The following is a 21,909-nucleotide window of genomic DNA, read 5'->3' on the forward strand; positions in this document are numbered from 1 at the left end:
TGCCGTGCCGTGCCGTGCCGTGCCGTGCCGTGCCGTGCCGTGCCGGACAATGAGCCCGCCGGTGCTAGTCCCCGCTACTGGCGCAGCGTCAGCCCAAACCGTCCAAAGCTTCAACCCAATCCGTCAAACCGGCCGCGGCGCACCTCCTTTCCAACCTCCTGGCCGTCATCATCCGCCGTCTCAACACCTGTCAGTCAAAGAAACTCGGCACGTCCAGCGCCCCTCCCGATGCCTCGAACTCGTCGTGCACGGCTTCGCGCAGTTCCGCGTCGGCGAGATAGTCGGCGGCAGTCAGGGCCAACCCCAGCGCGCCGTCGACTACCGCCTGATCACCCGTCGGCGATCCGGCAGCCTCAGCGAATTCCTTGGTGTGCAAGGCGACCGTCGGTCCGGACACCGCGATCATCGGGTGCAGTGCGGGCATCCGGAAAGACAAATTCCCGAGGTCCGTGCTTCCGGTCAGGAACTCCGGCACGATGCCCGGCGGCAACGGTTTCCGCCCAGTGCCCTGCTGATTGACCGACCATCGCCCGGCCAGCGTCGTGTTGAACCGGATCGGCAGGTACGCCGGCTGCTCATCCCAGTGCAATTCCACCCCGCAGCCAGTCATTTCCGCCGCGCCGTGGGCGATCGCGGTGATCCGGCTGGCCAAGTCGCGCAGCGTGTCGGGATTCGCCGACCGGAGGTAGAACAAGAGAGCCGCGCGGGCAGGGATCACGTTCGGCCGCGCACCGCCGTCGGTGAAGATGCCGTGCACTCGGTCGCTCGACGGCAGCTGTTGTCGCAGCGCGGACACTCCCTGGTAGGCCGCCACCGCCGCGTCGAGCGCGTTGCGTCCCATGAACGGCTGCGCCGATGCGTGTGCGCCGACGCCGTGGAACACCATTTCGAGCTGTCGCCTGCCGAGGAACGGGTGCAACGCGATGTCGTGGCTGAACGGGTGCAGCATGATCACCGCGTCGACATCGTCGAAGACCCCAGCTCGCGCGAGCGTTTCCTTGCCGCCACCGCCTTCCTCCGCTGGAGTGCCCACCAGTGACACACGTCCGCCGAGTCGTTCGGCCACTGCTGCCGCACCGAGGAATCCGCCTGCTCCCGCAGTGCAAATAACATTGTGTCCGCAGCCATGCCCCAATCCGGGCAGCGCGTCATACTCGGACAGAACCGCGATGTGCGGCCCGCCGTTGTCCGGAGTCCCGGTGCGCAAGGCGGTGTCCAGCCCGCCGAGCCCGACGGTCACTTCGTGTCCATGGGCGAGCAGCAACTCGGCGAGTGCGCCGACTGACCGGTGTTCAGCGAACCCTTCTTCCGGATGTGCGTGCAGATCCTGGCTGAGCGCGACGAGGTCGCTCGCGCGGGCACGCACTTCTTCGTCAACCGCAGCACGGGTTTCCGCGTCAGCCCCGGCGTAGTCGGAGCTGAGCGGTTCTGCAGTAGTCACGGCATCGGCGGTGGCTTCGATGAGGGAACGGAGGTGGCTGTCGTCGGGTGGGACAGGTGCGGCGTGGGTCATGCGGGGAATGCTAACTCCGAACCCCGACAGAAATGGATCACCGCACGTCGGACAGCCGACCGGAGACGAGTTGGGCGACACCGAAGTACTGCTCGCGCACCTCGTCGAAGCCACGCGCACGCAAGCTGCTCGCGATTTCCCCACGGTCGAACATGCGTTGCCCGCTGACGATTCCTCCTGCGGTATCGGCGATCCGGGCCAGCTGGCAGTCCCGGCGGGCACTGGTGAGCAGGACGATCCGGCCGCCGGGCCGCAGAACCCGGGCGAATGAATCGAGCGCGCGTTCCGGCTCGGCGAACATATGCAGGGCGGCGAAACAGCAAACAGCGTCCACAGTGGAGGAAAGCAGCGGCGGTTCGACCGCGTCGGCGCGAAGGTAGGCCACGGCTGGCGAATCGGTTTCTTCGACCGCGCGCGAAAGCATGCTGCGTGCGCCGTCCAGTCCGATCACGAGCCCGTCCGGGCCCACCGCGTCCCCGAACGCGCGCGTGAACCGGCCGGTTCCGCACGCGACGTCGAGCACGACCTGACCCGGCTGCAGCGCGAGCTGTTCGGAGGCAAGCACGACCTCGACGGCCATGCTCGGGCCGCTGGGGCCTTTGAGTACGCGGCCGAGTACGGGCCGCCAGTAGCGTTCGTAGACCTGCGGCAGCAGCGTGGTGCGCATAAGTCGCTGAGTGAGCCCGGTGGGCGGGCCGGCCTGGGCCGCGTCGCCGAGCGTGTCGAGGAAGCCGTCGGCTGTCGTGGCCGGCTCGCTGAGCAGATCGGTGAGCCGTTGCTGGGTGCTGTGGTGCGGCACGGAGGTCCTCTCGGTGGGATACCGGCAGTATGCGGCATCAGTGCCGCACTCGTTCGAGTGAAGATCTGTCCGATCAAGCGTTCGAGGCCTGGCATTGTCGGTGCCTGTTCCTAACGTCGTCCGCATGGTCTCCGACTCGCGGAGACCAGCGAGGAGGACTGACTGATGACCGCACCGATCCTGCGTCCGATCGACCTGCCCACCGGTGAGATCGCCGTGCACGGGGCCTTCGACCTGAGCGCCGCCGCGCGGTGGCTCGCCGGGGCGGGCCCGGCGGGGTCCTTCGCCGCCGAACCGGGCGTGCTGCGGATGGCGTTCCCGGTGGAGGGGACCTGGACCCATGCCGGGGCCGCGATCCGGCAGAGATCCCCGGGCACGGTCGAAGTCGGAGTGGCGGCGCCGGTGGAGATCGCCGCGCGGGTGGTCGCGCAGGTGCGCCGGATGCTTTCGCTCGATGTCGACGAATCCGGGTTCGCCGAGGTCGCGAGCCGGGACTCGGTGGTCCGGCGGCTGCACGCCCGCCACAGCGGAGCGCGCCCCGTGCTGTTTCCGTCGCTGTATGAAGCAGCCTGCTGGGCCGTGCTCACGCAAGGAATGCGGGCCCAGCAAGCGCGGCGATTTCACGAGCAGCTCGCTCTGCGGCATGGCTGTCAGGTGGGCGAAGACGGCCCGTTTTCCTTTCCCTCGCCGCAGATTCTGGCCAAGCTGGGCGACGAACCGTCGGTGGGGCCGTTCCGGCTCGCGCGCCTTCGAGCTGTCGCCCGGGCAGCTGTCGACGGCCGCCTGGACGCCGAAGAGCTGCTGGCGCTGCCGATCCCCGACGCGATGAGCCGGCTGTGTGCTATCCCGGGCATCGGAGCGTTCTCCGCCGAGCACATCCTGCTGCACGGTGCGGGGCATCCCGATCTCTTCCCCCGCCTGGACACCCAGCTCCACCAGATTCTGTGTGCGGAGTACGCATTGCCTCCCGACACGCCGCCGGACGAGCTTGAGCCGTTGGCTGAGGATTGGCGTCCGTATCGGTCGTGGGCCGTCCATCTGTTCCGGCTTGATCGGCTGGGGGCGTCGGTGTCCGGGGAGGTGGCGGACTGAGCGGTGCGTGAAGTCGCGGATCGGCAGGAGGGGGACGTCATGGAATGAAGCCGCGCCCATACCGAATCGTGGTCGACGGGTGTTGCCTGGGCTCTCACCGCAGCCAAATAGGGCCTGTGGTGAGGTGTCCGCGTGATTACGTCTGCACTCGCCGTCTCGACTGTGCTCAGTGCTCGACCGGGCACCGGAGAAATCTCCGGTGCGGCCATGGCAGCGGGCACTGGGACAGTCGGCGCGGCGCTGGAACAGGCGAACACGCCGAGTGTCATCACGTTGGTCACCGGCGGGATCGCGTTGCTGGTCGTCCTGGCCGGCGGGACGCCGTGGCGGTTCGCCCGCAACGTCATCACGATCGTGCACGAGGCAGGCCATGCGCTGGCCGCGGTGACGGTCGGACGGCGGCTGCGGTCGATCCGGCTGCACTCGGACACCTCCGGTGTCACCGTGTCGCGCGGCAAGCCTGAGGGACCGGGCATGGCGTTTACCGCCTTGGCCGGATACGTCGCGCCGTCGGTCCTGGGACTGCTGTTCGCGAGCCTGGTCGGGGCCGACCTAATCACCACGGTGCTCGTGCTGGTCGCGTTGCTGCTGCTGGGCGTGCTGATCATGGTGCGCAACGCCTACGGCGTGTTCACGGTGGTGGCGAGCGCCGTCGTGCTCGGGCTGGTGGCCCTGGTCGCGCCGAAGATGGTGCAGGCACCGTTCGTGTATCTGCTGACCTGGTTCCTGCTGTTCGGCGGGGTTCGGCCGGTGGTGGAGCTTCAGCTCAAACGGCGGCGTGGCCAGGCGCGGGACTCCGACGCCGATCAGCTGAGCCGGTTGACCGCTGTGCCCGCGGTGTTGTGGGTGCTGGTGTTCGGCGTGCTCACAGCGAGCTGCGTGATTGCGGGCGGGTTGTGGTTGCTGCAGCCGTTGGCGTTATGACGTGGTCGCTGCGGTTCTGGCTTGCGGCGCGGTGGCGCGAACTGGCGGCTCGGCGGCGTCGTGCGACGGCTCGGGGGCGCTGGGTTGCGGCGGAGCCGGTGGTGGTTCGGCGGTGAGGTCCGCGGACGGCGGGACTGCGGCGGATCGGTCGACAGCTGGGCTGGGCGGCCAGTGGGCACGCAGAGTGGCCAATGGCTGGGCAGAGCGGCCGCAGCTGGGCGAAGCGGCCGATAGCTGGCCGAAACGGCCGGTGGTTGGCAGCGCACCCGATGGGCGGGTGGGGCTGCTGGTGGTTGGCAGCGAGGCCGGTGGGTCGGGCTGTGTGGACTGTGTCGCGGGTGCTGAACTGCGGTCGAGCGGGGGTTGGCCGCCGGGTCGCATGAGCTGGTGCTCTGGCCGTTGAGCGTGGTGGAGCGGGCAAGCTGCGGGCTGCGTCGGTTGACGTCGGTGGGTGGTTGGCTCTGCTGCGGCTTGCTGGCCGGTCACTAGGCCCGACGGTGCCGCGAAGTGTCTGGTGGCTGGACGGCCGCTGGGGCGTTGGTCGGCTAGCCAGGCGGGCAGCGCGACGGCGTCACGGTGCGATCGCGGGCCTGTGCTCTGGCGGCGCGGATGCTTGGCGGGGCATGCGTCCGTGCCAGTGGCGGCGGGCCGCAGGCTGGGCCGCTGCGGTCGTGAGCGGCGGCGTTGTCGACCATGTCGCCGACCAGGAGGCCGGTGCCGCGGGTGTCCCGAGGGCTGAGCCCGTCGTCTCCCCATGTGGGCGGTACGGCAGACTGGACGTCTGCTGAGCCGCCGGAGGGAGACAGGCGATGGACGAGGTCGCGAAGGCCGTCGAGGAGTGTGCGCGGGCGGCGAAGGCGGCTGCGCCGTCGTTGGCTGCCGCCGGGGACGACGCGGTGGACGCGGCGCTCGTCGGGATGGCGGAGCGGCTCGTCGCGCACCGGGACGAGGTGCTTGAGGCGAACCGGGCCGACGTCGCCAAGGCTACGGCCGACGGGATGAGCGCCGGTCTGCTCGATCGGCTCACCATCACGCCCGAGCGGCTCGACGGGATGGCCGCGCAGCTGCGGCTGCTGGCCGGCGCGCCGCACCAGGAGCGGTCCGTCGACGTGTCCACGTTGGACGGTGGGCTGCGGCTGGTCGAACGGCGGCGTCCGGTGGGCGTCATCGGCGCGAACTACGAGGCGCGGCCGAACGTGACGGTCGACGTGGCGTCGCAGCTGGTCAAGTCGCGCAACGGCGGCGTGCTGCGGACCGGGTCGGCGGCGCTGGGCTCGGCGCAGCGGTTGCGGGACGTCGTGATCGCGCCCGCGCTCGCCGCCGCCGGGATCAATCCGGACGTCGTGCAGCTGGTGCCGCGCGTGGAGCGGGAAGCGGCGTCGGCGCTGGTTCGGCTGCCCGGGCTCGTGCCGCTCGTCATCCTGCGCGGCAGCGGCGACAGCACGCGCGCGCTGGCGACCGAGGCCGCGGTGCACGGGGTGCGCACGTTGGCGCACGCCGATGGCGGCGGAGTGCTGTACGTCGACGCCGCGGCGGATGCGGGCAAGGTTCGTGACCTCGTGTTCTCGAGTCTTGACCGGCTCGGCGTCTGCAACCGGCTGAACCTGCTGCTGATCCACGAGGACGTGCACGACACGGTGTGGCCGCAGATCGAGTCGGCGCTGGCCGAGCGCGGCGTCACGCCCTCGCTCGCGCCGCACGAGCATCCGATCGGCTACGAGTGGGCGCTGGACTCCGAGCGGGAGGCGACCGTCACCGTGGAGAAGGTCGGCGGGCTCGTCGACGCGGTCGAGATCGCGAACGAGCGCACGTCCGGGCTCGCCGCGGGGATCGCGACCGAGAACCCGGCGGCCGCGGAGCAGTTCTTCGACGGCTACACCGGCACGGGCGTCTTCTGGAACGCGCCGACCCGGCTGCTGGACGGCTTCAAGCTGCTCGCGGTGCCCGAAACCGGCATCAACCTCGACCGGGTGCCGGGGCCGCGCGGGCCGGTGACGTACACCGACTTGTACGTACGTCAGTACGCCGTGATCCCCGGCTGACTGGCTGGAGCACGATGACCGGATGAGCACGATGACCGGACGGCCGCACGTCCTGCTGTCCGCGGCGCAATCGCTGGACGGCTACCTCGACGACGCCGGCAGCACCCGTCTGCTCCTGTCCAACGAGGACGACTTCGCGGAGGTCGACCGGCTCCGCGCCGAGGCCGACGCGATCCTCGTCGGCGCGGGCACGGTGCGGGCCGACAACCCGCGGCTCCTCGTGCGCTCCGCCGAACTCCGCCGCGAGCGGGTCGCGGCGGGGCGGCCGGAACAACCGGTCAAGGTGACGGTCACGAGCAGCGGCAAGCTGGATCCGGCGTCGCGGTTCTTCACCTTCGGCGACACCGAGAAGCTCGTCTACGCGCCGCGAGGCAGCGCGGACAGCTTGAGCGCGGTCGCGACTGTCGTGGAGGTCGGCAGTCCGCCACGGCTAGAGCACGTACTGGACGACCTCGGCGCGCGCGGGATCCGGACGCTGCTCGTCGAGGGCGGCGGGGCAGTGCACACGCAGTTCCTCGACGCCGGGCTCGCCGACGAACTCCGGCTCGCGATCGCGCCGATCATGGTCGGCGACCCGCGCGCGCCGCGGTTTCTCGGGCCGGGCGCGTTCCCGCGGCCGCTGGAACTGACGGAAGTGCGGCGGCTCGGAGAGGTTGCGGTGCTGCGGTACCGCGCCGCGGCTGAACCGTCGTCGCTTGATCTGCTGCGGTTGCGGCAGGCCATCGAGCTTGCCGACGAATGCCCGCCGAGTTCGACGTTTCGAGTCGGTGCGGTCGTCGGGCTGCCGGACGGGACGGTGCTTGCCACCGGGCATTCAGGAGAAGGCGATCCGCGCAACCACGCGGAAGAAGCCGCGCTGGCGAAGCTGGATCCGCACGACCCGCGACTGGCCGGCGCGACCATGTACAGCTCGCTCGAACCGTGCAGCGATCGCGCGTCCCACCCCCAAAGCTGCACGCAGCTGATCCTCGAAACCGCCATTCCGCGCGTGGTGATGGCCTGGCGGGAGCCCTCGTTGTTCGTCGAGGCGGAGGGGGTCGAGCGGCTTGTCGCGGCCGGACGACGGGTGATCGAGGTGCCTGCGCTGGCTTCGGAAGTCCGCCGGGCGAATACCCACCTGCCCGGCGTTCGTCCGTGATTTCTCAACGCGGCTGACGGATCGGGCGCCGCGGCACGGAATCCGCGTCGCCGCGCCCGATCGGGAAAATCAGCAGCCTCCGTTGTCGGTCCAGACGCCCCACTGGCCGGTCGTGCCGGGTTCCTCGCCCTGGGTCCACCATTTGGCGGTCCATTTGTGGCTGTTGTGCGAAACCAGGGTGCCGCCGGTGTAAACCTGCGTTTTCTGCCATTCCGGTGCCGAGCAGGTCCCCGGGGGATTGCTGGTCGGACTGGTCGGGCTCGTCGGCGGAGTGGTCTGCGGCGGGGTCGCGCCGGCGAACCGGGTGGTGAACTTCGTGAAATCCCAGTCGTTTTGCTGGACGTTCGAGCACACGCTGTTGTCGGTCGTCGTCGTGCATTGCCGGTCGCGGTTGACCGCCCAGAAAGTGAACCGGCCGAGGTGGTGGCTCGTCGCGTAGTCATACACCGTCTGGAAATCGGAAATATTGAAGTATTCCGACGTGTCGGATTTCCCGTTCATTCCCGAGAAACCCTCGTGTGCATACGCGGTGTCGCTGTCCCAGCCGAGGTGGCTTTGCAGCAGGCCGTGGAACGCTTCGAGCGCCGACACCTGCGACGCGCCGCCGCCGTTGAAGCCGCCGTCGAACGGCATGATCGAGAAGTTGTTGGGAGAGAAGCCGATCGACTTCGCCTGGTCCAGCAGCTGGGTGCCGAACCAGCCGGTGCCCGCCGCGGTTCCCGGCATGGTCACCGAGACGAACAGGCCGGGGTTGTCCGCCTGGAGTTTCTTCGCGGCACCGAGTTCGTTCGCGATGGCCGCGGTGTCTTCGTACTCGGGTTCTTCGAGGTCGAAGTCGATGGCCTTCAGGTTGTACTTCGCGACGACCTGCTGGTAGGCCGCGGCGGTCGCGTCGACGGTGCCGCAGGTCTGGCCCAGTTTCGTGCCGCCGTAGCCGCCGACCGAAACTGACACGTCGCCGCCGTTGCCGCGGATGCGGTTGATCGCGTCGCCGACGGTCGTGTCCGAGGAGACCGGCGAGGTGCCGTCCCAGGTGGGGCTGCATCCGCCGCTCTTGGGCGCGAGGATGAAAGCCAGCTGGAACGCTTTCTGCCCGGTCGCGTTCATGACGGTCACCGGGTCGGGCGGGTTGTTGCTCTGCGGCATGAGGTACGGCGCGGCGGCGTACCAGTTGTTGTCGAGGCCGGTCGACGTCCCGGTCTGTGCGTGCGCGGTCGCGGCCACGACGGCAGCTGCCCCGGCCACGGTAGCGGCGGCGACGAGTGTGGCGGCCAGTCTGCTTCGCTGCATCTGTCCTCCGGCGAGCATTCGGAAAATGACTGCCGTAAGCATTGGACTAGACCATTATGAAGTCAAGGTGCGGTCGGCTGCTCTTGTCCGGCGGGGGGCTGGTTCGGGAGGTATGCCGGAATTCGCTGCGGCGGGTTCACCCTTGCGGCGCAACGGTTCCGCGCAAAGGGACGCGGACCGCGGGGGCGAGTGGTCCGCTGGGGAGAGGGGGAGACGGTGACGGTGCGGTTGGACTGGGCAGGCGCGGGCAGGGGAGGCCGGTCGGGGAGCGTGGCGACTGCTCGGCGAGGGAAGTTCGGGCGGTGCGGCGAGTGGTGGCGGGGGCAGTGGCGGTGGGCGGTGGTGGCGTGGGCAGTGGTGGTGGGCAGTGGTGGTGGCGCGAGCAGTGGTGGTGGCGGGGCTGGGCGGGGCGGGCTTGGCGGTAGGGCGAGGATGGTGGGGTGCTGTTCCGGCGGACGTTCACGGGGGCGGGCGGCTGCGGACGCGGTTGGTCCAGTGGGTGCGGCCGAAGGGGAGGCGCGACGACGGAGCGGGGGCTGCGTCATGGTGCTGGGTGGGCTGGCCGGGTGCGGGAGTGCTGCGTGGCGGGGTGCGGGAGTGCTGCGTGGCCGTGCGCGTCCCCACTGCCGCGCCGGTGGCGGGAGTGCTGTGTGGCGAGGTGCGGGAGTGCTGCGTGGCGGGTGCGGGAGTGCTGTGTGGCCGAGCGCGTCCCCACTGCCGCGCCGGTGGCGGGAGTGCTGTGTGGCGGTGGCGGGAACGGCGTTGGGTGGGTCGGCGGTGGAAGGACTTGGACACCGCGGTGTTGTCGAGGCATTGAACGGCTGGCCAATGGCATGGCGGAAGTGCCGTGCGACGGCTGTCGGATCTGCGTCGAGGTGCTGTGTGGGTTGGTCGTCTGGGACGGCGAAAGTGCTGCAAAGCCGTAGGAGAGCGCTCAGCGGAGCCATGATCCCGCAGGCAGGGAGGCAACCCCGCCGAGCCGCCTGCCCGGACGGGCCCGCGGTGCGGCTCGAAAAGCGCTGGACGATTCAGCCGTGTAGTTGTGCCCGGGTCGGCCCGCAACCCGGCACAACGGGCTCAGTCGTTCTCCAGATCGCCTTCCAAACTCAGATAAACCTCACGCATCTGGGCCATCAGTTCCGGGTCCGGCTCTTCCCACAATCCGCGATCCGCGGCTTCCGTCAGGCGTTCGATGATTCCCCGCAACGCCCACGGGTTCGCGTCTCGCAGGAACTGCTGGTTTTCCTCGTCCAGAACGTAGGACTGCGACAGCTTCTCGTACATCCAGTCGCCCACAACACCCGCGGTGGCGTCGAAGCCGAAGAGGTAGTCCACGGTCGCCGCGAGTTCGAAGGCGCCCTTGTAACCGTGGCGGCGCATCGCGGACAGCCAGCGCGGGTTCACGACCCGGGCGCGGAAGACGCGGGCCGTTTCTTCGCCCAGCGTGCGGGTGCGGACGGCGTCGGGGGTGGTGGAGTCGCCGACGTAGGACGCGGGCGCGGAGCCGGTCAGGGCGCGGACGGTGGCGATCATTCCGCCGTGATACTGGAAATAGTCGTCCGAGTCGGCGATGTCGTGTTCGCGGGTGTCGGTGTTCTTCGCGGCCACGACAATGCGTTTGTACGACGATTCCATGTCCTCGCGAGCGGGGCGCCCGTCCAGGTCTCGGCCGTAGGCGAAGCCGCCCCAGACCGCGTAGACCTCGGCTAGATCCTTGTCGTCGCGCCAGTTTCCGGAGTCCATCAGCGGGAGCAGGCCGGCTCCGTAGGCACCTGGTTTGGAGCCGAAAATGCGAGTGGTGGCGCGGCGGTTGTCGCCGTGGGCGGCCAGGTCCGCGTTGACGTGGGCGCGGACGTAGTTGGCGGATTCGGGTTCGTCCAGGGAGGCGGCCAGGCGGACGGCGTCGTCCAGCAGGGTGATGACGTGCGGGAAGGCATCGCGGAAGAAACCGCTGATGCGGACTGTCACGTCGATCCGCGGGCGGCCCAGTTCGGACAGCGGGATGGGTTCGATGCCGGTCACGCGGCGGGAGGCTTCGTCCCAGACCGGCTGGATTCCCAGTAACGCCAGGACTTCCGCGACGTCGTCGCCGGAGGTGCGCATGGCGGAGGTGCCCCACACCGAGAGGCCGACGGACCGCGGCCAGTCGCCGGTGTCTTCGCGGTAGCGGCGGAGCAGGGAGTCCGCCAGGGCCTGGCCGGTTTCCCAGGCCAGGCGGCTGGGGACGGCCTTCGGGTCCACGGTGTAGAAGTTCCGGCCGGTCGGCAGGACGTTGACCAAGCCGCGCAAGGGGGAGCCGCTGGGGCCGGCGGGGATGTAGCCGCCGTCCAGGGCGTGCAAGACCGCGTCTGCTTCGGACGAGGTGCCGGCCAGGCGAGGGACGATCTCGGTGGCGGCGAAGGTCAGGACGCGGGCGACTTCGGCGTCGGGGGAGCCCAGCACGCCGGTGACGACGGAAGAAACCGACGCGGGGGACCACGACTGGGTCTCCATGGCGGAAACCAGCGTGTGGGCGGTGGTTTCGATGGCGTCTACTTCGGACAGCGGGGCGTCCGAGTTTTCCTTCAGCCCCAGGGCGGAGCGGAGGCCGGGGACCGCGCCTTGCTTGCCGCCCCACATTTGCTGGGCCCGGAGCATCGCCAGGACCAGGTTGACGCGGGCCTCGCCGACCGGAGCCTCGCCCAGGATGTGCAGGCCGTCGCGGATCTGGGCGTCCTTGACCTCGCACAGCCAGCCGTCGATGTGCAGCAGGAAATCGTCGAACTCGGCGTCGTGCGGGCGTTCCTCGATGCCCAGGTCGTGGTCGAGTTTCGCGGCCTGGATGAGGGTCCAGATCTGCGCGCGGATCGCCGGGAGCTTCGCCGGGTCCATCGCGGCGATGTTGGCGTGTTCGTCCAGCAACTGCTCAAGCCGGGCCAGGTCGCCGTAGGACTCGGCGCGGGCCATGGGCGGGACCAGGTGGTCCACGATGGTCGCGTGCGCGCGGCGTTTCGCTTGCGCTCCTTCGCCGGGGTCGTTGATCAGGAACGGGTACACCAACGGCAGATTGCCCAGTACGGCGTCGGGAGCGCAGGCGGCCGAGAGGCCGGCGGTCTTGCCGGGCAGCCATTCCAGCGAACCGTGTTTGCCGAGATGGACGACGGCGTGCGCGCCGAATTCCTCTTCCAGCCAGCGGTAGGCGGCGAGGTAGTGGTGGCTCGGCGGCAGGTCCGGGTTGTGGTAGATCGCGACCGGGTTTTCGCCGAATCCGCGCGGCGGCTGGATCATCAGGATGACGTTGCCGGACTGCAGCGACGCCAGCACGATGTCGCCCTCGGGGTTCGCCGACGTGTCGACATACAGCGAACCCGGTGCGGGGCCCCAATGTTGTTCCATCGCCTCCCGCAATTCCGCGGGAAGCGCGGCGAACCACGAGCGGTAGCGGGCGGCGGGGACGCGGATCGGGTTGCCGGAGAGCTGTTCCTCGGTGAGCCATTCGGGATCCTGGCCGCCCGCGGCGATCAGGGCGTGGATCAAGGCGTCGCCGTCCGGCTGGTCGGTGCCGGTCGGGTCGACGCCGGGGAAAGCGTCGGGGCCGAGGTCGTAGCCGCGGTCGCGCATGAGGCGCAGGAGTTTGATCGCCGAAGCGGGGGTGTCGAGGCCGACGGCGTTGCCGACGCGCGAGTGCTTCGTCGGGTACGCGGACAGCATCAGGGCGATCCGGCGGGAAGCAGGCGGGGTGTGGCGGAGCCGGGCGTGCGCGAGGGCGATGCGCGCGACGCGGGAGGCGCGCTCGGCGTCGGCGAGGTAGCGGGGGAGGCCGTCGTCGTCGAATTCCTTGAAGGAGAACGGGACCGTGATGATCCGGCCGTCGAATTCGGGTACCGCCATCTGGTTGCCCGCGTCGAGCGGGGACAGGCCGTCGTCGCTGGCGGACCAGGTTTCGCGGTCGCTGGTCAGGCACAACGCCTGCAGCACCGGCACGTCCAGCGCGGCCATTTCCGCGACGTCCCACGATTCGTCGTCCCCGCCGGCCCCGGCTTCCGACGGACGGGTGCCGCCCGCCGCCAGCACGGTGACCAGCAGGGCGTCGACCTTGCCCAGCTCAGCCATCATCTCCGGCGCGCGCGTGCGCAGGGACGCGGTGTGGATCGGCAACGCACGGCCGCCCGCGGACTCGACCGCGTCGGCCAAAGCGTGCACGAAGCCGGTGTTCCCGGACAAATGATGCGCGCGGTAGTAGAGGATCCCGATGACCGGGCCGTCACCCGCGGGAGCGGGCCGCGAAAGCACGCCCCACGAAGGCAGTTCGGCGGGCGGCTCGAAGCCTTCGCCGGTCAGGAGCAGGGTGTCGGACAGGAACCGGTGCAGCTGCGTGAGGTTCTCCGGACCGCCCTGCGCGAGATACAGATGCGCTTGCGCGGCGATTCCGGCGGGAGTGGTGGAGAGCTTCATCAGCTCCGCGTCCGGCGTCTGCTCGCCGCCGAGCACGATCACGTGCGCACCGGACGCGCGCAGCGTGTCGAGGCCTTCCTGCCAGGTCCGCGGCGTGCCGAGGATCCGGACGACGACGATCGACGCGCCATCGGCCAGTCCGGGCAGCTCCCGCAGCGGCAGCCGGGACGGATTGCCGAGCCGGTAGTCCGCTCCGCTGGCCCGGGCGCTGAGCAGGTCGGTGTCCGAAGTGGACAGCAGCAGGATCACGGCGTTCCTCACTCGGGGTGTCCGCGCCCCGGGTCGACGGTGTCGCCGGCGGGAGTTCCTGGCTGCCGGCGGCCGCGGGGCCGCCGGTCACAGTGGCGGGACCGCCCCGGATTTCCACCGGGTTCCTCCGCGTGCCGACGCGTGTGCGCTCTTACTCTCGCCGGGCGCACCCGCGTCGTCAAGGTGAGCAGACCCTCATGCGGGCTTGCTTTCGTCCCCGATCCGGGGGAAGGGCGCGGTGGAGAACAGCACCTCCACCGCGACCTCGAAGAACTCCGCGATCCGCAACGCCAGGTAAAGGCTCGGGCTGTACTCGCCGCGCTCCAGGTACCCGATGGTCTGGTAGTGCACGCCGAGCGCGTCCGCGAGCTGCCGCCGCGAGATGCCGCGTTCGGCGCGGAGCACCGCGATGCGGTTGTAGACGTTCTCGCTCACCGCGCCTCACACACGCTGAAGTGCCCTTTCCCGTCGNCCCGTCGCGCCGCCACCGACGACCCCGATTCGCGCCGGGCCATCCGCTTCAGCAGGATCGGGGCCAGCACCAATCCGATCACGGCCCACGCGAGCAGCACCCCCAGGGTCGCCCACGGCCGCCACGACTGCCCGATTTCGACGACGACCGCCTGGCCGGGCAGCAGCGCCGAGCGCATGCCGAGCCCGAGCCAGTACATCGGGAACACCTGCCCGACGCCCTGCAGCCAGCCCGGCAGCGCGGTGATCGGGTAGAAGATGCCGGAGATCGCGCCGAGCCCGAGCATCGGCAGCATGACCAGGGCCATCATCCGCGAATCCTGGATCAGCGAGCCGATCGCCGCGCCGATCGGCATGGTCGCGACCAGGCCCGCGGCGAGCACCCACACCAGGTTCAGGATGGAGAAGAACCCGTCCGGGGCCAGCCCGTCGAACAGGAACAGCGCGGGCACCAGCAGCGCGACGATGCTCGCGACCTGCACCATCGAGAACGTCGTGATCTTGCCGATGAGGTAGCCGAGCATGCCGTTCGGCGTCGCCTTCGCCCGCAGCAATGTGCCGTCCTCGCGGTCGACGATCAGCGCCCCGGCTACGGCGGACATGCCGTTGAACACGAGGCCCGCGCCGATCACGCTCGGCACCGTCGCGGCACCCAGCGAAAACGAGGTGCCCGGCAACTGCGCGCCGCGCATGAACAAGAGCGTGCCGAAGATCATCGCCAGCCAGGCGACCTGGCCGATCAGGTCGTCCCGGTTCGTCCATTGCTGGCGGAATTCGACGAGACCGCGGTGGAGGCCGGCCCGCGCCGCGACTCGCTGCCCCGACGCCGTCATCGCGCCCCTGCCGCGGCCATCCCGGACTCCGCGCGCTGCACGAGCGTCAGGTAGGTGTCCTCCAGCGACGCGCGCCGGACCTCCAGGTCGGCGACCGCTTCGCCGTGCTGTTTGAACAACTCGTACACGTATTTCGTCGCCTCCGTGGTCGAGTGCACGAACCGCTGTCCGCCGACCGTCCAGCGCACCTCGGCCTCGCCGGCGATCTGCCTGCTCAGCTGGTCCGGCGATCCGTCGGCGACGATGTGGCCGCCGCTCAGGACCAGGATCCGGTCGGCGAGCTTCTCGGCCTCGTCGAGGTCGTGCGTGGTGAGCAGGATCGTCGTGTCGTCGTCGGCGAGGCGGTGCACGAGCTCGTGGAAGTCGCGCCGCGCCCGCGGATCGAACCCGGCGGTCGGCTCGTCGAGGAACAGCAGTTCGGGACGGCCGACGATGCCGATCGCCACGTCCAGCCTGCGCCGCTGCCCGCCGGAGAGCATCCGGATCTTCTTGCCCGCGTGCTCGCTGAGCCCAACCGCCTCGATCAGCTCGCCGGTGTCCCACGGACGGCGGATCCGGTCGGTGGAGTACGGCGAGTAGAACGACCCGAGGAGGTCGAGCAGTTCGCGCACGCGCCATTTCCCGTGGTCGCGCCAGGACTGCAGGACGACCCCCAGCCGCGCCCTCCAGTCCTCGCCGCCGCGCGCCGGGTCGGTGCCCAGCACCGACACCTCGCCGGCGGATCGCATGCGGAACCCCTCAAGGATTTCGATCGTCGTGGTCTTGCCAGCCCCGTTTGGGCCGAGCAGGCACAGCACCTCGCCGCGGTGCGCGGTGAACGACGTGCCGTGCAGCACGTCGTTCGCGCCGTAGCGCATGCGCAAGCCTTCGACGCGGAGCACGGTGTCCGCTGGATCTCTCATGAGATGTCCCCCATCCTGCCTGTGCGATGAAATGTAGCAGACGTACTACATATGATCGCAAGCCTGTTAAACCAGCCGCGGGTTACAGTGAGCGCCATGTCCAGCCCTGCCCGCGTGCGCGCCGACGCCTGCCCCGGAGTCTTCGCGACGCACGACGCGGCCGACGGGCCGCTCGCCAGGGTCCGGCTTCCCGGCGGCGTGGTGACCGCGGATCGGTTGCGGGCGTTGGCAACCTGTGCGGAAGACCTCGGCGACGGCGACGTCCACCTGACCTCGCGAGCGAACGTCCAGCTGCGCGGCGTGCACCGGCCGGGCTTGGCCGCACGGCTGACGGGAGCGGGGTTGTTGCCCTCGCCCAGCCACGAACGCGTGCGGAACGTGCTGGCCTCGCCGTTGAGCGGGGTACGGGGCGGGCTCGCCGATGTCCGGGGGTTGTCCGTGACGCTGGATCGGGCGTTGTGCGCCCAGCCGGAACTCGCCGAGTTGCCGGGACGGTTCCTGTTCGGTTTCGACGACGGGCGCGGCGACGTGGTGGGCACGGATGTGTGCTGGCGCGCGATCGGTCCGATGACCGGGGCGGTGCTGCTGGCGGGCGTTGATTCCGGCTGGCTGGTGCCGCGGGACGAGGCGGTGTCCGCGTTGCTCACGGTGGCGGAAACGTTTGCGCGGACGCGCGGGCAGGCATGGCGGATCGGGGAACTGGCCGATCCTTCGACGCTGCTGCCGGACGGTGCTCGGGAGATGCCGCGAACGCGCCCGAGCCGGATCGACCCGACGGTCGGGAGGATCCGGCGCGACGACGGCGGCGAGGCGGTGGGGGTCGCACCTCGATTCGGCCAGTTGACCGCCGCTCAGTTGCGCACGCTGGCCGGCTTCGGCGACGCCGTGGTCACGCCGTGGCGTTCGGTCCTGCTGCCCGGCGGCGCGGATGTCGAACGCCTGCACGCGGCGGGACTCTCGACGGATCCGGCGACGGCGGAGCTGAGCGCCTGCATCGGCGCGCCGGGGTGTGCGAAGTCTCTCGCCGACGTCCGCGCGGACGCGGCGACACTGGTCGCGGACGGCGAGCGGGTGCACGTCTCGGGCTGTGCCCGGCGGTGCGGACGACCGTCCGGCGCCCACCGCGACGTTGTCGCCGAACCCGGCGGCTACCGTGTCGACGGACGCTGGAGGACGGCGTCCGAGTTGGCGGATGCGTTGGCGAGAAAGGGACCTTCGTGATCGACTACCTGCGGGACGGGGCCGAGATCTACCGGCACTCGTTCGCCACGATCCGCGAAGAGGCGGACCTGGCGATCCTGCCCGGCGACGTCGCGGGCGTCGCGGTCCGGATGATCCACTCCTGCGGCATGGTCGACCTGGTCGACGACCTGCGGTACTCGCTCGACGTGGTCGAGGCGGGCCGTGCCGCGCTGGAGGCGGGTGCGCCGATCCTGTGCGACGCGAAGATGATCGCCAGCGGCATCACGCGCACACGCTTGCCCGCGGCGAACGACGTCGTGTGCACCTTGGCCGACCCGAGCGTGCCCGGCCTGGCCGAACGGCTCGGCACCACGCGGTCGGCCGCCGCGCTGGAGCTGTGGCGAGACCGGCTTCCCGGCTCGGTGGTGGCGATCGGCAACGCGCCGACCGCGTTGTTCCGGTTGCTGGAGCTGCTGGACGAGGGCGTCGGCGCACCGGCGGCGATCATCGGTGTGCCGGTGGGGTTTGTCGGCGCGGCGGAGTCCAAAGTGGAACTGGCGAAGCGCGCGCCCGCGCCGTACCTGGTCGTGCACGGCCGGCGCGGCGGCAGTGCGATGGCCGTCGGCGCTGTGAACGCGATCGCGAGCGCGGTCGAATGACGGGGCGGCTGTACGGCGTCGGGCTGGGTCCCGGCGATCCGGAACTGATGACGGTCAAAGCGGCGCGGCTGATCGGCGAGGCGGACGTCGTCGCCTACCACAGCGCGCGGCACGGGCGGAGCATCGCGCGGTCGGTGGCCGAACCGTATCTGCGCGAGGGNAAGAGCGGCTCGTTTATCCGGTCACCACCGAGACCACCGACCATCCCGGCGGGTACGAGGGCGCGATCGCCGATTTCTACGAGCTGAGCGCGAAAAAGCTTGCCGAGCACCTCGACGCCGGACGGGACGTGGTGCTGTTGTGCGAGGGCGATCCGTTCTTCTACGGCTCCTACATGTACATGCACGAGCGGCTCGCCGGACGGTTCGAGGCCGAAGTGGTGCCAGGCGTGACGTCGGTGAGCGCGGCGGCGTCGGTGCTCGGCCGCCCGTTGGTGCAGCGCGACGAAGTGCTCACGGTGCTGCCCGGAACGTTGCCAGCGCCCGAATTGGCGCGGCGGCTGGCGGACACCGAAGCGGCGGCGGTGCTGAAATTGGGCCGTACCTTCGGTTCTGTGCGGGAAGCGCTCGCGGAGTCGGGCAAGCTCGACGATGCCTGGTACATCGAGCGGGCGACCTGGGGACAGCAGCGGGTGGAGCCGTTCGCGGACGTCGATCCGGAGTCGGTGCCGTATTTTTCCTTGGCGCTCTTGCCGAGTCCGGCTTATCAGTCGCGAGTGGACGGTGAGCCCGCGGTCGCTCCTTCGGCTCCAGCTCCGGCGGCAGGCGGCGAGGTGGTCGTCGTCGGGCTCGGCCCGGCCGGGCCGGAGTGGCTGACGCCGGAAGCGTCGGCGGAACTGGCGGCGGCGGACCACATCGTCGGCTACGGGCCGTATGTCGCGCGGGTTCGGCAACGGGCGGGGCAGCAGCGGCACGCGTCGGGGAACCGGGTCGAGGCGGATCGGGCGGTCGAGGCGCTGCAGCTGGCCGCGACGGGCGCGCGAGTGGCCGTGGTGTCGTCCGGGGATCCGGGTGTGTTCGCGATGGCTTCGGCGGTGCTGGAACAGGTTTCGGCTGGGAACGGCGCCGGTGCTCGGGTGCGGATCGTGCCCGGCGTGACGGCGGCGCAGGCGGCCGCGTCGCGGGTCGGGGCACCGCTGGGGCACGACTACTGCGTACTGTCCCTTTCGGACCGGTTGAAGCCGTGGGAGATCATCGAACGCCGCCTGGACGCGGCTGGTGCGGCGGATCTGGTGCTGGCGCTGTACAACCCGGCTTCGCGGACCCGGGTGACACAGCTGGCTGACGCGCGGGAAGTTCTGCTGCGGCACCGGGACCCGGGAACGCCCGTGGTGGTGGCCCGGGACGTCGGCGGGCCGGAGGAGGACATCCGGGTTACCACGTTGGGCGGGCTTGATCCGGCTGCTGTGGACATGCGGTGCCTGCTTATTGTGGGCTCGTCGCGCACAGTGGCGGAGGAAGGGCCGGACGGGCGGTCGATTGTGTGGACGCCGCGGAGTTATTCCTGACCTTCTCGCAGCAGTCGTTCCGCCTCGGCGAGGTGGCGGGTGAGTTCTTTCCGCTGTGCGGCACTGAGTTTCGGTGCGAACGCGGCGAGGGCTGAGGCGATCGAACCGTCCGCGCGAGCGCGGAACAGCGTGCGGGCGGACGGTTCGATCTCCAGCCTGGACTTGCGCCGGTCCTTCTCGTCGGGCCGCAGGCGCATGATGCCCGCGTCCGCCATCCGGTGCGTGATCCTGGAGACGAGGCTCTGCGCCAGCCCGGTCCGGCGCGTCACGTCGCTGATCGTCGCGCCCGGGTTTCGCGAGACGTCCTCGATCACTGCCAGTTCTCCCGCGTTGACCTGGTCCGCGCCGGTGTTCCCGGTGCTGGTCAGTGCGATCTCGCGCAGCGTGCGGGCGAGGCGGTGCAGGTCGGCGGCGCGCATGGCCTCATTCAATCACCGGTGATACATTCGGAGAAGTATCACTAGTGATGGAGTTGGCGATGGTTGACGACGTGCTGATCGCGGTCGCGGCCGGGATCCTGATCGTGCGGCAGTTCCAGTGGCGCTCCGCCGAACCGTGGCGGATGCTGGTGATGCCGCTGGCGCTGATCGCGGTGGGACTGGGCTGGCTGGGGTTCGAGCTGGACGGCGGGTTCCAGCGCGCGGACTGGCTGCTGATCGGCGAGCTTGTCCTGGTGGCGGGCACCGGTGCCGCAATGGGTTGCGTAACGAGGTTCCGGCAGGCCGACGGGCTGCAGTATCGGCTCACCGGGGCGGGAATCGCGCTGTGGGCGGTCTTTCTCGCGGTCCGCGTCGGCTCGTTCGCGCTGGCCGGCGTCCTGGGCGCGCATCTGCTCGACGCGACCGGCCTGATCCTCGTTTCGTTCGGCGTCAACCGGTTCGCGGCGAGTCTCGTCGTGCGCCGTCGAATTGCCCGCTGTGGAGGTAAAATCCCGGCGTATGCCCAAGAGACCGCCGGAACACGTCGATGAACGCGCTGGTGGTAGCGAATCCGCACAACTGCGCCACGGACGTCACTGACCGGCCTTCCACCAGCAACCGCAAGGCGTGATACAGCCGCAATTGGGTGCGCCACTGCGGAAACGTCATGCCGGTGTCCGCGCGGAACAACCGGGTCAGCGTCCGGGCGCTGGCGCCGACAGTGCGGCCCAGCGCTTCCAGGCTGCGCGAATCGGACGGATCCGCCTCCAGCGACTGGCACACGGCCACCAGTCGGGGATCGTGCGCGGCGGGCACCCGCACCGGACGTTCCGGAGCCAGCGCGAGCTGGTCGAACAACACCGCCCGCATCCGTTGGCCAGCCGGGGTCGAGCGGTCCCCGCCGAGTTCCGTGTACGCGATCAGCAGTTCCCGCAGCAGCGGGGTGACCGCGAGGGCGGTCGGCTCGGTGACCGACAGCGGGCTCAGTTCCTGCGGAAAGCCGAACAGATGCAGCCGCGTGACGCCGTAAGCGCGGTGGGAATGCACGGTGCCCGCCGGAATCCACAATGCCCGGTGCGCGGGCGCGATCCAGCGTGACCGGTCCGTGTGCACGGCCAGCACCCCGCTGCTGGCGTAGACGATCTGGTGCTCGTCATGCCAGTGCTCGGCGATGCCCGCGGTCGCGGCCAGATCGCGGATGTTCGTGGGCGCGGCCGGCAGGTGGCTGGAAATCGACACAACTCGGCATAATAACGGAATCGCGAAGCTCGTCCGAGGCCTGACGATGCTTGAGTGACGACAACACTCCCCGCTCCGCCGCGGACCGCGCGCTGGCCGATGCCGTTGATGGTGATCGGCCACGCGGTCAACGACCTCTACCAGGGCGCGGTCGCCGCGCTCGTCCCGTTTCTCGTCGCCGAGCGGCATTACGGCTACCTCGCCGCGGCCGGGATCACGGTGGCCGCGACGTTGCTGTCCTCGGTGGTCCAGCCGCTGTTCGGCGTGCTGACCGACCGGCGGCCGATGCCATGGCTCGTGCCGGCCGGGATGACAGTCGCCGGGGCCGGGATCGGACTGTCCGGGCTCGCCGACTCCTACGCGCTGACCTGGCTCGCGATCGCGCTGTCCGGCCTCGGCGTCGCCGCCTACCACCCGGAGTCGGCGCGGATCGCCCGCCGGATCGCCGGCGACGGGCACGTCGGGATGAGCTGGTTCTCCCTGGGCGGCAACGTCGGTTTCGCGCTCGGGCCGATCGTCGTCACCCCGGTGCTGCAGGCGGGCGGGCTGGTCGCGACGCCGTATCTGGTGCTCCCCGCGTTCGTCGCCGGGGTAGTCATCGCCGCGTTGTTCCGGCGGATGAGCGATCTGCACGCCACGGCGAAAAGCCGCGTACACACCGGGCGCGACGATTGGCGGCAGTTCGGCTGGCTGACCGTCGTGGTCGTCGGACGCTCCATCGTGGCCTTCTCGCTCAACACTTTCCTCGCCATCTGGGTCACGCAGCGAACCGGCAGCGTGTTCGCCGGGGAAGTGGCGTTGGTGGTGCTGTTCGGCGTCGGCGCGCTGGGCACGCTGCTCGGCGGGGTGCTGGCCGGACGCTGGGGGCGGATCCGGACGGTCCGTGTCTCGTACGCGGCGGCGGTGCCCGCGGTCGCCGGAATCGCGCTGGTGCCGGGGTACGGGGTGTTTCCGCTGGTCGCGCTTGCGGCGGTGGCGTTGTATGTGCCGTTCTCGCTGCATGTGACGCTGGGGCAGGACTACTTGCCGAACCGGCTGGGGACGGCCAGCGGAGTGACGCTCGGGCTGGCGGTGAGCGTCGGCGGGGTGGCCGCGCCCGCGGTGGGGGCGCTGGCGAACGCGGCCGGGCTGCAGTGGGGCTTGCTGGCGTTGGCGGTGCTGCCGGCGGTGTCGGCGGGGGCGGCGCGGCGGCTGCGGGAGCCCTCGTGAGTGGCGA

The 21,909-nt window shown here is 70.2% G+C and carries 17 protein-coding genes, 1 pseudogene and 1 riboswitch; of the genes and pseudogenes, 9 read left to right on the forward strand and 9 right to left on the reverse strand.

Annotated features, from left to right (window positions below):
* Positions 1-190 precede the first annotated feature (190 nt).
* Together A4R44_RS19820 and A4R44_RS19825 are read right to left on the reverse strand one after the other, a co-directional pair.
* Positions 191-1,513 (reverse strand): M20 family metallopeptidase, encoded by a 1,323-nt coding sequence (locus tag A4R44_RS19820; RefSeq protein WP_067582640.1) that lies wholly within the window; start codon positions 1,511-1,513, stop codon positions 191-193.
* A 37-nt stretch (positions 1,514-1,550) separates the two neighbouring features.
* On the reverse strand, positions 1,551-2,312 hold the full coding sequence (locus A4R44_RS19825) for a class I SAM-dependent methyltransferase (RefSeq protein WP_067582643.1): 762 nt from the start codon (positions 2,310-2,312) through the stop codon (positions 1,551-1,553).
* A 165-nt stretch (positions 2,313-2,477) separates the two neighbouring features.
* Here A4R44_RS19825 and A4R44_RS19830 point away from each other — a divergent pair, with 165 nt between their 5' ends.
* The 4 genes from A4R44_RS19830 to A4R44_RS19845 all read left to right on the forward strand — a co-directional run bounded on the left by A4R44_RS19830 (position 2,478) and on the right by A4R44_RS19845 (position 7,508).
* Positions 2,478-3,404 (forward strand): DNA-3-methyladenine glycosylase, encoded by a 927-nt coding sequence (locus A4R44_RS19830; RefSeq protein WP_067582646.1) that lies wholly within the window; start codon positions 2,478-2,480, stop codon positions 3,402-3,404.
* A 207-nt stretch (positions 3,405-3,611) separates the two neighbouring features.
* A complete protein-coding gene (locus A4R44_RS19835) occupies positions 3,612-4,328 on the forward strand; it encodes a M50 family metallopeptidase (protein ID WP_067582649.1) in 717 nt (238 codons plus the stop codon).
* Between the two features lie 809 nt (positions 4,329-5,137).
* On the forward strand, positions 5,138-6,370 hold the full coding sequence (locus A4R44_RS19840; RefSeq protein WP_067582652.1) for an aldehyde dehydrogenase family protein: 1,233 nt from the start codon (positions 5,138-5,140) through the stop codon (positions 6,368-6,370).
* A 31-nt stretch (positions 6,371-6,401) separates the two neighbouring features.
* Entirely contained in the window at positions 6,402-7,508 is a 1,107-nt protein-coding gene (locus A4R44_RS19845; RefSeq protein ID WP_067582987.1) for a dihydrofolate reductase family protein, read from the forward strand.
* Positions 7,509-7,577: 69 nt separating this feature from the next.
* Here the strand turns inward: A4R44_RS19845 and A4R44_RS19850 are convergent, their stop codons facing one another.
* From A4R44_RS19850 to A4R44_RS19870, 5 genes are all read right to left on the reverse strand, one after another.
* Complete coding sequence (locus tag A4R44_RS19850) at positions 7,578-8,798, reverse strand: chitinase (RefSeq protein WP_067582655.1); 1,221 nt, start codon at positions 8,796-8,798, stop codon at positions 7,578-7,580.
* Positions 8,799-9,875: 1,077 nt separating this feature from the next.
* Entirely contained in the window at positions 9,876-13,481 is a 3,606-nt protein-coding gene (gene cobN, locus A4R44_RS19855; RefSeq protein ID WP_067582658.1) for a cobaltochelatase subunit CobN, read from the reverse strand.
* 52 nt (positions 13,482-13,533) lie between these two features.
* Positions 13,534-13,609, reverse strand: a riboswitch (cobalamin riboswitch).
* Positions 13,610-13,676: 67 nt separating this feature from the next.
* Positions 13,677-13,916: a helix-turn-helix transcriptional regulator gene (locus A4R44_RS19860; protein WP_037354504.1), complete on the reverse strand. Its 240-nt coding sequence runs from the start codon at positions 13,914-13,916 to the stop codon at positions 13,677-13,679.
* Entirely contained in the window at positions 13,913-14,785 is an 873-nt protein-coding gene (locus A4R44_RS19865) for an ABC transporter permease (RefSeq protein WP_067582662.1), read from the reverse strand. Before A4R44_RS19865 ends, A4R44_RS19860 begins: the two co-directional genes overlap by 4 nt.
* The gene (locus tag A4R44_RS19870; protein WP_067582665.1) at positions 14,782-15,687 is read right to left on the reverse strand and encodes an ABC transporter ATP-binding protein; all 906 of its coding nucleotides are present in this window, start codon (positions 15,685-15,687) and stop codon (positions 14,782-14,784) included. Before A4R44_RS19870 ends, A4R44_RS19865 begins: the two co-directional genes overlap by 4 nt.
* 96 nt (positions 15,688-15,783) lie before the next feature.
* On the opposite strand from A4R44_RS19870, the gene A4R44_RS19875 reads away from it, so the two are divergent.
* The 3 genes and pseudogenes from A4R44_RS19875 (at position 15,784) to A4R44_RS51760 (ending at position 19,035) form a co-directional block, all read left to right on the forward strand.
* Positions 15,784-16,908: a nitrite/sulfite reductase gene (locus A4R44_RS19875; protein WP_093576271.1), complete on the forward strand. Its 1,125-nt coding sequence runs from the start codon at positions 15,784-15,786 to the stop codon at positions 16,906-16,908.
* Complete coding sequence (locus A4R44_RS19880; RefSeq protein ID WP_067582668.1) at positions 16,905-17,528, forward strand: precorrin-8X methylmutase; 624 nt, start codon at positions 16,905-16,907, stop codon at positions 17,526-17,528. Before A4R44_RS19875 ends, A4R44_RS19880 begins: the two co-directional genes overlap by 4 nt.
* Positions 17,525-19,035 (forward strand): annotated as a pseudogene (locus A4R44_RS51760) (precorrin-2 C(20)-methyltransferase). Before A4R44_RS19880 ends, A4R44_RS51760 begins: the two are co-directional and overlap by 4 nt.
* Here A4R44_RS51760 and A4R44_RS19890 read toward each other — a convergent pair.
* Positions 19,026-19,454, reverse strand: coding sequence for a MarR family winged helix-turn-helix transcriptional regulator (locus A4R44_RS19890; RefSeq protein ID WP_067582671.1), 429 nt, complete (start codon positions 19,452-19,454; stop codon positions 19,026-19,028). The pseudogene A4R44_RS51760 and the gene A4R44_RS19890 sit on opposite strands and share 10 nt — an antisense overlap.
* Before the next feature lie 59 nt (positions 19,455-19,513).
* On the opposite strand from A4R44_RS19890, the gene A4R44_RS19895 reads away from it, so the two are divergent.
* Positions 19,514-20,005 (forward strand): hypothetical protein, encoded by a 492-nt coding sequence (locus A4R44_RS19895; protein WP_157904945.1) that lies wholly within the window; start codon positions 19,514-19,516, stop codon positions 20,003-20,005.
* Here the strand turns inward: A4R44_RS19895 and A4R44_RS19900 are convergent.
* A complete protein-coding gene (locus A4R44_RS19900; protein WP_067582677.1) occupies positions 19,905-20,693 on the reverse strand; it encodes a helix-turn-helix transcriptional regulator in 789 nt (262 codons plus the stop codon). The genes A4R44_RS19895 and A4R44_RS19900 overlap by 101 nt on opposite strands.
* Before the next feature lie 54 nt (positions 20,694-20,747).
* On the opposite strand from A4R44_RS19900, the gene A4R44_RS19905 reads away from it, so the two are divergent.
* The gene (locus A4R44_RS19905) at positions 20,748-21,902 is read left to right on the forward strand and encodes an MFS transporter (protein WP_093576267.1); all 1,155 of its coding nucleotides are present in this window, start codon (positions 20,748-20,750) and stop codon (positions 21,900-21,902) included.
* Positions 21,903-21,909 lie beyond the last annotated feature (7 nt).

Source organism: Amycolatopsis sp. M39, assembly GCF_001651785.1.
GTDB lineage: Bacteria > Actinomycetota > Actinomycetes > Mycobacteriales > Pseudonocardiaceae > Amycolatopsis > Amycolatopsis rubida.

Excerpts from the sequence above, each read along its gene's own strand:
- A4R44_RS19840 (WP_067582652.1), top strand. The coding sequence starts at position 5,138 with ATGGACGAGGTCGCGAAGGCCGTCGAGGAGTGTGCGCGGGCGGCGAAG.
- A4R44_RS19830 (WP_067582646.1), top strand. The coding sequence starts at position 2,478 with ATGACCGCACCGATCCTGCGTCCGATCGACCTGCCCACCGGTGAGATC.
- A4R44_RS19875 (WP_093576271.1), top strand. The coding sequence starts at position 15,784 with ATGTCCAGCCCTGCCCGCGTGCGCGCCGACGCCTGCCCCGGAGTCTTC.
- A4R44_RS19895 (WP_157904945.1), top strand. The coding sequence starts at position 19,514 with ATGGTTGACGACGTGCTGATCGCGGTCGCGGCCGGGATCCTGATCGTG.
- A4R44_RS19890 (WP_067582671.1), bottom strand. The coding sequence starts at position 19,454 with ATGCGCGCCGCCGACCTGCACCGCCTCGCCCGCACGCTGCGCGAGATC.
- A4R44_RS19835 (WP_067582649.1), top strand. The coding sequence starts at position 3,612 with ATGGCAGCGGGCACTGGGACAGTCGGCGCGGCGCTGGAACAGGCGAAC.
- A4R44_RS19820 (WP_067582640.1), bottom strand. The coding sequence starts at position 1,513 with ATGACCCACGCCGCACCTGTCCCACCCGACGACAGCCACCTCCGTTCC.
- A4R44_RS19845 (WP_067582987.1), top strand. The coding sequence starts at position 6,402 with ATGACCGGACGGCCGCACGTCCTGCTGTCCGCGGCGCAATCGCTGGAC.
- A4R44_RS19870 (WP_067582665.1), bottom strand. The coding sequence starts at position 15,687 with ATGAGAGATCCAGCGGACACCGTGCTCCGCGTCGAAGGCTTGCGCATG.
- A4R44_RS19850 (WP_067582655.1), bottom strand. The coding sequence starts at position 8,798 with ATGCAGCGAAGCAGACTGGCCGCCACACTCGTCGCCGCCGCTACCGTG.